The sequence below is a fragment of the Rhodoglobus sp. G.S.23 genome, assembly GCF_056675935.1.
The window spans coordinates 2817265-2828827 of sequence record NZ_CM155237.1 but is presented as its reverse complement, the minus strand read 5'-3'; the positions used below and the strand labels follow the sequence as shown (position 1 = coordinate 2828827).

Annotated in this window: 14 protein-coding genes; 11 read left to right on the top strand and 3 right to left on the bottom strand. The window is 60.4% G+C overall.

Annotated features, from left to right (window positions below):
* The first annotated feature begins 13 nt into the window (after positions 1-13).
* From AC1ENN_RS13795 to AC1ENN_RS13770, 6 genes are all read left to right on the top strand, one after another.
* Positions 14-1453, top strand: coding sequence for a Wzz/FepE/Etk N-terminal domain-containing protein (locus AC1ENN_RS13795; protein WP_480406287.1), 1440 nt, complete (start codon positions 14-16; stop codon positions 1451-1453).
* Complete coding sequence (locus AC1ENN_RS13790) at positions 1453-2784, top strand: O-antigen ligase family protein (RefSeq protein WP_480391464.1); 1332 nt, start codon at positions 1453-1455, stop codon at positions 2782-2784. Before AC1ENN_RS13795 ends, AC1ENN_RS13790 begins: the two co-directional genes overlap by 1 nt.
* A gap of 6 nt (positions 2785-2790) precedes the next feature.
* On the top strand, positions 2791-3267 hold the full coding sequence (locus AC1ENN_RS13785; protein WP_480391463.1) for an FAD synthase family protein: 477 nt from the start codon (positions 2791-2793) through the stop codon (positions 3265-3267).
* 111 nt (positions 3268-3378) lie between these two features.
* A complete protein-coding gene (locus AC1ENN_RS13780) occupies positions 3379-4023 on the top strand; it encodes a peroxiredoxin-like family protein (protein ID WP_480391462.1) in 645 nt (214 codons plus the stop codon).
* Between the two features lie 89 nt (positions 4024-4112).
* A complete protein-coding gene (locus AC1ENN_RS13775) occupies positions 4113-4301 on the top strand; it encodes a hypothetical protein (protein ID WP_480391461.1) in 189 nt (62 codons plus the stop codon).
* A gap of 7 nt (positions 4302-4308) precedes the next feature.
* A complete protein-coding gene (locus AC1ENN_RS13770; protein ID WP_480391460.1) occupies positions 4309-5073 on the top strand; it encodes an SGNH/GDSL hydrolase family protein in 765 nt (254 codons plus the stop codon).
* Between the two features lie 16 nt (positions 5074-5089).
* On the opposite strand, the gene AC1ENN_RS13765 is transcribed toward AC1ENN_RS13770, so the two are convergent.
* Entirely contained in the window at positions 5090-5707 is a 618-nt protein-coding gene (locus AC1ENN_RS13765) for a bifunctional 4-hydroxy-2-oxoglutarate aldolase/2-dehydro-3-deoxy-phosphogluconate aldolase (RefSeq protein ID WP_480406286.1), read from the bottom strand.
* Between the two features lie 35 nt (positions 5708-5742).
* Positions 5743-6633, bottom strand: a complete 891-nt coding sequence (locus tag AC1ENN_RS13760) for a sugar kinase (RefSeq protein ID WP_480406285.1) — start codon at positions 6631-6633, stop codon at positions 5743-5745.
* A 107-nt stretch (positions 6634-6740) separates the two neighbouring features.
* Between AC1ENN_RS13760 and AC1ENN_RS13755 the strand changes: the two genes are divergently transcribed.
* Both AC1ENN_RS13755 and AC1ENN_RS13750 read left to right on the top strand, forming a co-directional pair.
* On the top strand, positions 6741-7508 hold the full coding sequence (locus AC1ENN_RS13755; RefSeq protein WP_480391457.1) for an IclR family transcriptional regulator: 768 nt from the start codon (positions 6741-6743) through the stop codon (positions 7506-7508).
* A gap of 38 nt (positions 7509-7546) precedes the next feature.
* A complete protein-coding gene (locus tag AC1ENN_RS13750; protein ID WP_480391456.1) occupies positions 7547-7753 on the top strand; it encodes a hypothetical protein in 207 nt (68 codons plus the stop codon).
* On the opposite strand, the gene mgrA is transcribed toward AC1ENN_RS13750, so the two are convergent.
* Positions 7750-8778, bottom strand: coding sequence for an L-glyceraldehyde 3-phosphate reductase (mgrA, locus tag AC1ENN_RS13745; protein ID WP_480391455.1), 1029 nt, complete (start codon positions 8776-8778; stop codon positions 7750-7752). The genes AC1ENN_RS13750 and mgrA overlap by 4 nt on opposite strands.
* Positions 8779-8841: 63 nt before the next feature.
* Here mgrA and AC1ENN_RS13740 point away from each other — a divergent pair, with 63 nt between their 5' ends.
* The 3 genes from AC1ENN_RS13740 to AC1ENN_RS13730 all read left to right on the top strand — a co-directional run bounded on the left by AC1ENN_RS13740 (position 8842) and on the right by AC1ENN_RS13730 (position 11559).
* Entirely contained in the window at positions 8842-9549 is a 708-nt protein-coding gene (locus AC1ENN_RS13740) for a TVP38/TMEM64 family protein (protein ID WP_480391454.1), read from the top strand.
* Positions 9550-9623: 74 nt separating this feature from the next.
* Entirely contained in the window at positions 9624-10280 is a 657-nt protein-coding gene (locus AC1ENN_RS13735; RefSeq protein WP_480391453.1) for a hypothetical protein, read from the top strand.
* A 175-nt stretch (positions 10281-10455) separates the two neighbouring features.
* Positions 10456-11559, top strand: a complete 1104-nt coding sequence (locus AC1ENN_RS13730; protein WP_449647763.1) for an ABC transporter substrate-binding protein — start codon at positions 10456-10458, stop codon at positions 11557-11559.
* Positions 11560-11563: the final 4 nt, after the last annotated feature.

Here is an 11563-nt window from a genome sequence, read left to right as displayed (position 1 = left end):
GGTGGTTCAACTCGTGGAAGATTTGAGTTATCTCGAAATTTTCCGGCAGCGATGGCTGGCTATATTTATTGCTGTCGCGGTTGGAGTGGTTTCCGCTGCGCTCATAGCGTTCAGTATCCCGCCGACCTACACCTCTACAGCAACGCTCTTTCTTGTTGTCAACGACGAGAATGCGACTCTCGCAGAGCGTTCCCAGTTCTCCCTGGCACGCGTCAATTCCTATACGGATCTTGTGCGCAGTTCAGACGTATTGCGCCCGGTCATCAACGACCTCGAACTCGATATCAGCGTGCAAGAACTCTCGCGGATGGTGACAGCGACCAACCCGAACAGCACCGTCAACATCAACATCACGGCGCGCGCGAGTTCTGCGGAGGATGCTGCGACTATCGCCAACGCTGTCGCCGATAGTCTTTCACGGCTCGTCGCGAAGGTCGAAAATTTTGGTACGTTCTCGGTCTCACTTGATCGACTGATTCCTGCTCTCGCTCCGCTCTCGCCGAGCGCACCACAGAAGACGGTGATCCTGGGGCTCGGGCTCCTTTCGGGGCTGGCCGGTGGTGCGATCATTGCGTTGCTCCTCGCACGCTTCGATCGTCGCATTCGCTCTGTCGGCGATGTGCGCCGCACGACAGGGCTCGCAGTACTCGGCGCGATTCCACGCAATCGGCGAAAGACCGATGTGGGCCATGAACAAACGCGCTTCGCGGAAGCTGCGGCTGAAACGATCGCCAGAATTACTCAGGCGAATGGTGGAGGAACTCCGCGCATGCTGCTTCTCGTTCCTTCCGGGAAAAAAGCAGACGCTCCCCACGTGCGACTGGCGCTCACTGGCGCCCTAGCAGCGACAGGGCGTCAAACCCTTCTTGTGGAATCCGAGCCGACGACAGACGAATCAAGCCCGCTCGTCGAGTTCGCGGGCGAGCCAGGGCTCGCTGAATTGCTGAGCGAAACGGCAACCGTTACCGACGTCATCCGCATCATCGAATCAGCGGGAAGTTTTGTTGTTCCCGCCGGCAACACTTTGCCGACAGAAGTTCACGCCGAAGCAACGATTCGTGCGGTAGCGACCCAACTTTTTGCGGATGCCGATGTTGTCATTACCCAGATTGCGCCAGCCGCAAGTCCGGTGGGTATTTCGCTCGTGGCGCCCTACGCCGATGTGGCCGTCATCATCGCTCGCTATGACCACACAACCGAGGGCGAATTGACCCAGGCGGTGAGCCAATTGCGCATCACCGGGGTGCGTCCCATAGGTGTGGTGCTCGTGGATGTGCCGCACACTCACCGTCTTGATCTGATGGCGACATGGACCCCAGAAGATTTTGCGGCAAAACCAGCGAAGGCACTCATCACGCCGCGGCGCCGAACGTCGAAGGCTGCGGCCACGAAAGCTGAACCGCCGAAGACTGCACCGATCGCACCCACAACGACAGAGCCGCCGGCGGACTGATGTCTTCCCGGGAAGCTCAGGGCAGCAGCGTCATCTCACGCTCCATCATCGGAACGTGGTTTCTCGTTGTCTTGAGTGTGGTCTCTTGGCGTCCGGATGCACTCTTCGATGGAGGGCTCGACGTTGTTGTTGTGGCGAAAGCACTCCTTGCTCTCACCGCCCTCGGCTGCGCCGCCCTGATCTACCGGCGTTCGCCAAACCGTGCACGCGTGGGAGTACGATCAACGATTCTGCTGGTGATTGTTGTGGGACTCTCCTGTCTGGGGGCTCTGGCAAGCGGCGATGTCATGCCGTCGCTCGTGCTGGCCGTGCGCATCCTGTTACTCGGGGCTACAGTCTTTGCGCTGGCCAGTTGTGGGGCACCGATGGACGTGCTCACGGCACTGCTAATTGCCATGGGCATCCTGACTCTGATCGGGGCAGTAACAGGTATTCCGGGTTTTCTTGCTGAGGGCAGACTCGCTACCGGCATCCCCGCAATGAGGCCAAACGAGCTCGCGGGTCTTGCTGCCCCTCCACTTTTGGGCCTTGCGGTCACTATTGCCCGCTCAGGGTTGACCACACGCCGGGCAACGCTGCTCGTGACCTTTTCGTCGATTCTGTTGGCCACGGGCTCCCGAACCACTCTTATCGTCGTGGTGATTGCGATGGTTGTCGGAATTCTTTTGGCATGGCCCGTGCCCCATTCCACCGGGATCGCACTCATCTTGCTTGCACCCGTTTCTTATGCCGTTGTCGCGTTCACCAATATCGTCTCCGAGGTTGCGATCCGCGGTCAAGATGTCGAACAGTTGGCAACCCTGAGTTCTCGAACGATTGCTTGGGATGCGGTTTTCAGCATCCCAATCGACACCTGGCATAAATGGATTGGCGCCGGGTTGGCGGTGAAAACTGTGGAAGTGGACCAACGCTGGTGGGACGTTCAGGTTCTCGATAGCAGTTGGATTTCGATCCTGTCTCAGGCAGGCATTGTTGGCCTGATCGCCGTGAGCGTGTGGGTGCTTCTCACTGTCAGAGACAGCCTGTTGTCTCATGATTTGCGAGTGCTCACCTTCCCATTGTTGGTGCTTTTGCTGTTGCGCAGCGCCCTCGAAAACGGGTTGATCGAATCCAGCGTGATCTTCACTCTTTTCTTTCTCACTTCGCTCGTGCTGGAACGCGGATACCGGTTTCCGTTTGAGCACGCGAGGCCACCGCGCAATGCGCTTGTTCGAGCGCCGCTTTCGCACTCATCTTCCACGGCGGCGCCCGCTGCGCCTTCGCCTCCCACCGAGGCACCTTTCGCTGGCGACGGCGAAATCGCACCGCCCACCCTGACCCCGACACGGTGAAAACTCATGACACAACGAATTGGATATGCCGCAGGCGCCTACGATCTCTTCCACGTTGGGCACCTCAACATTCTCAGACGAGCCAAAGAACAGTGCGACTACCTCATCGCCGGAGTTGTCTCGGACGAGATGCTCGAATTGACCAAGAACCTTCGCCCCACGATTCCGTTTGCCGAGCGATTAGAAATTGTTCAGAGCATCCGCTTTGTGGATGAGGCGGTGGCCGAGACTGTTCCTGACAAGTTGGAAACGTGGCGCAAAGTCGGCTTCACCACGTTCTTCAAGGGTGATGATTGGCGCGGCACCGAGAAGGGGGAACGCCTCGAACGCGAATTCGCTGCTGTCGGTGTAGAAGTTGTCTACTTTCCGTACACGACCAACACTTCGAGCACGCTGCTGCGGCATGCGCTTGAGATCATCTCGGGGATGTCGGCAAGCGCGGGGGTGTCGGCGAACGCGAGCGGGCACACCCCAGACGCTTAGCAGCCCGGAATAGTGTGGCTCGGTCAGTGGTTCGCCCCAGTGACGACGCGGCAGAGAAACTCCCTGCACGGCATGATGTTTGCCCGCGTCCCGCGACGATTCAGGAGTGACATGACTCTTACCCAGCAGCTCAAAGAACGTGCCGATAGCAGCGCAGCAACAAAGTCTGCCGAAGACAGCGCGACCCTCACCAATTCGGTGACCGAAGTCGAGAAGGCTGGCATCGTCAACAACGCGCTCAAGGTCGGCGACACCGCCCCTGACTTCGAACTGCCGGATGCCGAAGGCACTACGGTGCGCCTCAGCAAACTGCTCGAAAAGGGCCCGGTTGCTATCGCGTTCTACCGCGGATCTTGGTGCCCCTACTGCAACCTCGAGCTGAAGGCGCTGCAGGAAATGTTGCCCGAGTTCCGCGCTGCCGGGGCAACCCTGGTCGCGATCTCGCCGCAAACCCCCGAGGAATCACTCTCCACCGAAGAGAAGCACAACCTCGAATTTCCGGTGTTGTCCGACGGCGAGCTTGAAGCGATCAACGGCTTCGGACTCCTTCACCCCGTGGATGACCGCACCAAGGTTTACTACGAAAAGGCCGGCTTCGACCTCGTGAAGTCCAACGGTGCGACCGGATGGCAGCTGCCGCTTCCCGCCACCTACGTGATCAAGCAGGATGGCACCATCACGTTCGCGTTTGTGAACGCTGACTACAAGTTGCGCGCCGAGCCCGCGGATGTTGTTGAGGCGCTGAAGGCTCGTTAAGCTCCCGGCCACGCGCTGATTCTTGGCGCGTGGCTGGAGCGATGCTGCCACGTGCCTGCCGCCCTCCGGCTCAGGCGTAGGCTGGCGGGATGATTGAAACTCAAACACTTCTGGACGGCAGTTGGGCTTGGTTTTCTCTCGCCATTGTCACGGCCGGTCTCGCTGAAATGAAGCACCGTCGGCGCTGGGTCTGGTTTGTTCTCGCCCTCATTCTCGGGCCAATCGCGACTTCGCTCGTTGTGATCTGGCGCCGCCCCGATTCCCCCTTCGGAAGGTAGACACCGCATGACTCACCAGTTCTCCAGCTATGTCGCCATCGGGGACAGCTTTACCGAGGGTGTCGGAGATGAACTGCCGGATGGTCGAATTCGAGGTTGGGCAGATCAGGTTGCCCTTGGGCTTGCGCTCGCATCGCCTGAGCCGGTTACCTATGCGAACCTCGCCATCCGTGGACGCCTCCTCGCGCCCATCGCGGGAGGCCAGTTGCAGGCTGCGGTTGCCCTCCGACCTCAGCTGATGAGCCTCAATGGTGGCGGAAACGACATTATGCGCCCCAAGGTTTCGCTGGAATCGATCACCGACCAGCTGCTGGCCGCAGTGGACACGGCGACGGCCAGCGGCATCCATGTTCTGCTGCTGAGTGGTGGCAACCCGAGTAAACATTTGCCGTTTGGTTCGGTGATGGCAACGCGTGGTGAGCGTTTGGCGCAGCAAGTCATGGCGCGGGCCTCGAAAGACAACGTGACGTTTGTGAACAATTGGGCCGACGAAGAACTCACCAAGCTGCAGTACTGGTCGGTCGACAAACTGCACCTCAACGCGCGCGGGCACGCTCGGGTTGCGAGCAACGTGTTGTCGGCGCTCGAGATTGCGGTGCCCGACTTTGGCGCTGATGAGGGGCCGGCGGATGACGCTCGCCCCCGCACCGCGGCCTACTGGCGTGAATACGTGCTCCCGTGGGTCGGCCGCCGTCTCACAGGTCGTTCCTCGGGCGACAACCGCGAGCCTAAGAGCGCGACCCTGCAGCCCGTGGAGATCGCGGGGCGCTAGGCAGTTTCGCAAGTCGTTAACTGCGCGCGGCGAGCAGCTCTGCGAGGCGCGGCAACTGGGTCGCGTCGGCGAGGGCCGAACCGACCGCAACAACCTTGGCGCCCGCGCTGAGGTATTCGCCGGCGTTGCCCGCATCCATTCCGCCAGTGGCGACGAAACGCATTGCGGGGAACGGTCCGCGCATGGCGCCGAACCAGCCGGTGCCCAAGAGGGATGCCGGAAAAGCCTTCACCCAGGTGAGGCCAGCGGTCTGTGCCGTCTGCACTTCGGTCGCGCTCGCAACGCCGGGAAGCGGCGGCATGCCCGCGTCGAACGAGGCGCGAACTACGTCGAGGTCGAAGCCCGGGCTGACGGTGAATGCTGCTCCGGCATCCGCTGCTTGACGCACGTGCTCGAGAGTGACAACGGTTCCCGCGCCGACGGACTTGCCGAGGTCTTTGGCTGCGGCGACGACGGCGCGCAGGGCTTCGACATCCTCAGCGGACTGGATCGGCACCTCAACCGAGTCGATGCCGAGCTCCCAGGCAGTGCGCGCGAGAGCAACACTGCGCTCGACACCGAAGCCGCGAAGGATTGCCATGAGCGGCTGACCCTCGAAGAGCTGGTCGAGCGATGCGTTCGAGATCTGAGCCATGGGAGTGAGCCTTTCAGCGGTGTGGGGGAGAAAACTTAGAGAGTCGGGAGATCGGTTGTGGACTGCAGAACGAGGGCAGCGCGGTCGTGACCAAGGCCCAAGCGCTGTTCCGGAGTGAGCCTGGTGAGGTAACCGCTGAGGTAGCCAGCAGCGAATGCGTCGCCGGCACCGACTGCCTCAACGACGTCAACCTTGTGGGCGGGCACGAAGACGGTGCCCTCGGCGCTGAACTCTGTTGCGCCGACGTCGCCATCCTTGATGACGAGAATGCCGGGGGCGTCGAGCAGTGCCCGCACTTCCTCCGGCGTGGTCGTGCCCCACAGCACTTCTGCCTCGTCGAGACCGACGAGCACGATGTCGGCGCGGCGGGCGAGAGCGAGAAGGGTGGGTGCAGCTTCCTCGATGGGCCAGAGGGCGGCACGGTAGTTGACGTCGAAGCTGACGACGGTGTCGCTCCGCTGCGCACGGTCGAGAACGGAGTCGATCAGCGCCGAGCAGCTTGTCGAGAGTGAAGGGGTGATTCCCGAAATGTGGGTGATGGCGGCCTGCTCGAAGGGAACATCCGAGAGATCGTCGGGCGTCATGGTCGAAGCGGCCGAACCGGCGCGGTGGTAGATGACACCGTTTCCGGGGTCTTTGAAATAGAAACCTGTTGGAGCATCCGTACTGAATTTCACGAGGCTCGTGTCGACACCGCGCTCGCGGAGTTGGCGCTCTACTCGGCGGCCAAAAGGATCGGAACCGAGGTGGCTTGCCCACGCAGCATGATGGCCGAGTGCGGAGAGGTGCACGGCCACATTTGATTCGGCGCCGCCGGTTTCGAGCCGAAACAGCTCGGCGGTTTCGAGGGGCTCGGCGACGGTGGGCGTGATGAGAACCATCGTCTCGCCGATCGCGATGACGTCAGGCTGTTTGTTGGGCTCCACGCCTCCACTATCGACCATATGCGCATTGTGTGCAACACTGTTGCAAATAGTGCAACACGCGCAATTGGTGATTCGGCCGACCTGCGCGGCAATCAGAAGGGCCCCGGATGTCGCAAAGCGTTCGCCGTGCAGCACGCATCATCGATTCGGTTGCCCTTCGCCCGGCAAGCGTCAGTGAGCTCGCGGAAGAGTTCGGGGTGCATCGCTCCACGATGTTCCGTGAGGTGCAATCCCTCGAAGAGGTCGGCTACCTGCGCAAGCGAAAGAGTGGCGAGTATGTGCTCGGCTTGCACCTTATTGCGCTCGCTCACCAGGCATCCGACAGTCTCGATCTTGCTGAAATTGCCCACGATCGACTGGTGAAGCTGCACCGTACTGTCGGCAACACTATCCATTTGGCTGCCGTGGTTGACCACAGCATTGTGTATGTCGACAAGGTCGAAGACACCAGCGGAGTGCGGATGTATTCGCGCATCGGTAGCCCGGTTCGCCCCTACTGCAGCGGTATCGGCAAAGTGATCCTGGCCGACATGCCTGCCGCCGAGCGGGATGCTGTCCTCGCTGGTGTGGTGTGGGAAAAGTTCACCGAAAAGACGGTGACCTCTCGTTCTGAGCTGGATGCCGAACTCTCCACCGTCGCCGCGCAAGGCTGGGCGGTCGACGACGGTGAATTCGAAGACTTCGTGAACTGCATCGCTGTGCCGATCCACGGCCCGGCCGGCGTCGTGGGTGCGCTATCGATCACGGCAATCCGCATGGCGGCTGACCTGAAGGCTCTCAAGGTTCAACTTCCGCTGCTGAACGCTGTCGCCCGCGAAATCTCGGGTGAACTCGGCGCGGCACTTGTTGTGCGGCAAAAGGGCCCCTCGAGTTGAGCGGATTTTTTCTCAGCTAGAGCCCGTAGGGTGAGGCCATGGCAAAGTTCACCCTGTACCTCCATCGCCTTGGTGCGTTTGCGGCGAATGTCGCGCAGACATTCCTGCAAACCTATGGCGGAGGCAACGGCGATCCCCAGGCTTTCGACGAGACTGCGGCGCGCAAGCGCGGCTCAGAGTCTGCTGCCGCCCCGGAGTCCGGGGACGGCACAGATGCCGGCTCGGGAGTGCACCGAAAAATCTAGGAAACCGCGCTCGATGCTGCCCACAGGTTGATTCCGGCATCCTTGGCGTGCTCGTCGATCGCGGCCAACTCGGCAGGCTCGAACTCGAGGTTCTGCACGGCGGCCAAGTTCTGCTCGAGCTGAGCGACGCTTGAGGCGCCGATGAGTGCCGAGGTAACCCGGTCGTTGCGCAGCGCCCACGAGATGGCGAGCTGGGCGAGCGACTGTCCGCGTCCGGCAGCGATGTCGTTGAGCGCTTTTACGCGACCGAGCGTTTCGTCGTTGATCATTCCTGACTTCAGCGAGCCACCTTTGGCTGCGCGAGAGTCTGCAGGAATTTCACCGAGGTAGCGATCCGTGAGCAGCCCTTGGGCCAGAGGAGAGAAGGCGATAACGCCCAAGCCGAGCTCGTCCACGGTGTCGAGAAGTCCGTCTTCGACCCAACGGTTGAACATGGAGTACGAGGGCTGGTGGATGACCAGAGGCGTTCCGAGGTCATTCATGATTCGAACGGCTTTGCGCGTGAGCTCCGGCGAATAGCTGGAGATGCCCGCATACAGTGCCCGCCCCGAGGTCACCGCCGTGTGCAGGGCGCCCATGGTTTCTTCGAGCGGAGTCTCGGGGTCAGCACGGTGCGAGTAGAAGATGTCGACGTAGTCGAGGCCAAGCCGATTGAGCGATTGGTCGAGGCTCGCGAGCAAGTACTTGCGCGACCCCATTACGCCGTACGGGCCTGGCCACATGTCGTAACCGGCTTTGCTGGAGATAATCATCTCGTCGCGGTACGGGCGGAAGTCTTCGCGCAGAATCTGGCCGAAGTTCGACTCGGCAGAACCGGCGGGAGGGCCGTAGTTATTGGCGAGGTCGAAGTGCGTAACCCCAAGATCGAAAGCCCGGCGGATGATGGTGCGCTGTGTCGCGATCGGCTTGTCATCCCCAAAGTTCTGCCACAACCCCAGCGAAACAGCGGGCAGTTTCAGTCCACTGCGCCCAACTCGGCGGTAGGGCATTGGTTCGTAACGGGATTCATCAGCGACATAGACCATCTGGTTATGTTGCCATAGCTTTCCTGATTACTGAGCTGTGTCGCACGCCGTAGCATTGGTCTAATGACAAAGACCCGCACGTCAACGCTGTGGCGCGGCGGCGTGCTGATTTTTCTTCTCGTGGCAGCCGTCACGGTCGCGTTGACGGTGCAACTCCCATCGGTGGATGAAATCCACGAGTGGACCGGTGAAGCAGGAATCTTCGGAATAGCCCTCTTCGTTTCGGGCTATGCGCTTCTCACCCTGACTCCGGTGCCAAAAGGCATCCTCAGCATCGCGGGCGGGGTCGCTTGGGGGCTCTGGATCGGCGCACTTATTGTCTTGATCGGCGCCCTGTTGGGTGCGGCTCTCTCTTTCTGGTTGGGGCGCATCCTGGGTCGAGATGCGATCGAACAATATACGGGCGGTCGGGTGCACGCCCTCGATGAAATGTTGCAGCGCCGTGGCTTGGTGTCGGTAATCGTGCTTCGCCTCATCCCTATCCTGCCGTTCACGCTTATCAACTACGCTGCTGGGCTCACCGCGGTGCGGGTGCGGGACTACGCTCTGGGCACGGTCATCGGGATCATCCCAGGAACAGTCGCCTACGTCGCTGTCGGCGCCTACGGTGCCCAGTTTGACGACGGATTCTTTATTGCGATTGGTGCCCTCGTTGTACTCACCATCGGCGGGATTGTTGCCGCGTATCGAATGCGCACCGGCAAGCCAACTCCCGAGCATGAGACCGCTGGGGCCCCAACCGCTACGCAGGTCGCGCCAGAAAGCATCTGAACGTGATGGTAAACATTCATCACAATTCGAGCGCAAGTCTGTGCAAGAGATATCGGTGGGTCTAACCTGCTGGCATGAAGACACGCAAGAGCGTCGGCGCGGCAGTGACTCGTTCAGGCACGCAAGCGGCCACCGCTGCGGCATCCGCAATTCTGCTCACACTCGCGCTAGCGGCCTGTGCGCCTTCTGCGCCGACCGCCACCTCACCAAGCCCGACCCCAGCAACGAGTGCACCTAGCTCGACCCCGCTGCCCACGCCGGAACCCCTCATCATCCCTGGCTGTGAAACTTTGTTGCCTCTGAGCACAGCCAAGAGCATCTTCTCCGATTCCACCGAAGTGCTGAACGACGATGACTCGGTGCCGATCTACGGCTACGAATTGCCTGAGGTCGCTGCGGCCTCGTCGAATGCGTCCATTGCCAAGCACTGCGTGTGGGGCGTTCCTAACTCTGATGGTGGTTTCGGGTTGACCGTCACAGACATCACTGAAGTTGATGCCGAGAACCTCACGACCGCCCTCCTCGCTGCTGGCTTCCTTGGCAGCACCGTCGACGGTGTCACTAAACTCGAACTCTCCGGCGAAAACCTCGTGGGCACCAACGTAGATACTCACTACTTCGTTGGCGACCTGTGGATTCACTCCTCAGGATCAAGCAGTGAACTCACGACGAGCATCGCAGATGGTGCACTCAACGAAGTGCGCGCAGCGAACCCCACTCGCACGTACTAGTTGCGACCGTCGCCGCGCGAACTGTCTACCCCTCCGCATCACGCGTGTTGAAACTCGCCTGCATTCCGCGGCCTCAAAAATTGGCTAGATAAAATTTGCACAGTCAATCTTGATCATGTACGTTTTGTCTAGCCATCCAATGACGGATACGGCCTAGGAAGGAACCTGGATCCAAGTGACTACACCTCTTGATTCCAAGAAATTGCGAGGCTTCGGCATCGCAGGACTCTTGGTAACAGCACTCACGCTCTCCGCCTGCACAGCCCCTGCAGAAGAATCCACGCCCGACGCCGGCGATCTCCTGATATCTCAGGAAGCCTGCGACCGCAATGCCGCGGTGGGCACCATCACCTACATCTCCGGATACGGATACTCGGCCAGCGCTGGTCAGCTCGATGTATTCCTCGCCGAAGAGCTCGGCTACTTCAAGGACCTGTGCCTCGACGTAGAAATCAACGCCTCCGGCGCGAACGGACAACAGCTCGTCTCCTCGGGACAAGCCGAATTCACCGCTCTCGGTTCGGCATCCGATGTCATGCTCGCCGCAGCAAACAGCAAGAACCTCACCGCGGTTGCGACCTACGGCAATACCCCGCCGTTTTCGATCTTCGCCAACGAAAAAATCACGAGCCTCAAGGACCTCGAAGGTGGTTCGCTCGGGTACTTCATCAACCTCACTCCGATCGCATCCGCCATGTTGGATGCCGCTGACGTCGATGTCAGCAAGGTCGAACTGATCAAGATGACCAACTACGACCCCACCGTGGTCACTCGCGGACAGGTCGATGCGATCGTCGGCTACGCCTCGAACCAGCCCGAGAACCTTCGCGCTCAAGGCCTGCCGTTCACTGAGTTCTTCCCGTCGGACGTGGGTGTTGAAGGCACCTACAACGTTATGGAAGTCAATTCTGAGTTCCTCGCAGAGAACCGCGAAGTCGCCGCCGACTTCATGCGCGCATCGCTGCACGCCCTGCAGTTCTGCCTCGACAGCTCCGACGAGTGCATCGACATGATCGCCCAGCTCGCCGAAGACAACGGTCAAGGTTCGGCCTTCCCCCGCGATCAACTCGAACGCACCTGGAATGTGGAATCTCAGTGGGTCAAGGACAGCAACAGCGGTCTCCCTGGATCCCAGACTGCTAATGACTGGGAAGCCGAATACGAACTCGTCAAGAAGTTCGGCAACGTCGACAATCTTCCCGCTATCACCGACATGATGGATGAAACGCTCGTCGCTGATCTCTATGCAGACGGCGAACTGATCTGGCCGGGCAACTAACCCG

Coding starts and splice junctions, on each gene's coding strand:
- AC1ENN_RS13775 (WP_480391461.1), top strand. CDS start 4,113: ATGATTGAAACTCAAACACTTCTGGACGGCAGTTGGGCTTGGTTTTCT.
- mgrA (WP_480391455.1), bottom strand. CDS start 8,778: ATGGTCTATGTCGCTGATGAATCCCGTTACGAACCAATGCCCTACCGC.
- AC1ENN_RS13790 (WP_480391464.1), top strand. CDS start 1,453: ATGTCTTCCCGGGAAGCTCAGGGCAGCAGCGTCATCTCACGCTCCATC.
- AC1ENN_RS13770 (WP_480391460.1), top strand. CDS start 4,309: ATGACTCACCAGTTCTCCAGCTATGTCGCCATCGGGGACAGCTTTACC.
- AC1ENN_RS13780 (WP_480391462.1), top strand. CDS start 3,379: ATGACTCTTACCCAGCAGCTCAAAGAACGTGCCGATAGCAGCGCAGCA.
- AC1ENN_RS13755 (WP_480391457.1), top strand. CDS start 6,741: ATGTCGCAAAGCGTTCGCCGTGCAGCACGCATCATCGATTCGGTTGCC.
- AC1ENN_RS13740 (WP_480391454.1), top strand. CDS start 8,842: ATGACAAAGACCCGCACGTCAACGCTGTGGCGCGGCGGCGTGCTGATT.
- AC1ENN_RS13785 (WP_480391463.1), top strand. CDS start 2,791: ATGACACAACGAATTGGATATGCCGCAGGCGCCTACGATCTCTTCCAC.
- AC1ENN_RS13765 (WP_480406286.1), bottom strand. CDS start 5,707: ATGGCTCAGATCTCGAACGCATCGCTCGACCAGCTCTTCGAGGGTCAG.
- AC1ENN_RS13735 (WP_480391453.1), top strand. CDS start 9,624: ATGAAGACACGCAAGAGCGTCGGCGCGGCAGTGACTCGTTCAGGCACG.
- AC1ENN_RS13750 (WP_480391456.1), top strand. CDS start 7,547: ATGGCAAAGTTCACCCTGTACCTCCATCGCCTTGGTGCGTTTGCGGCG.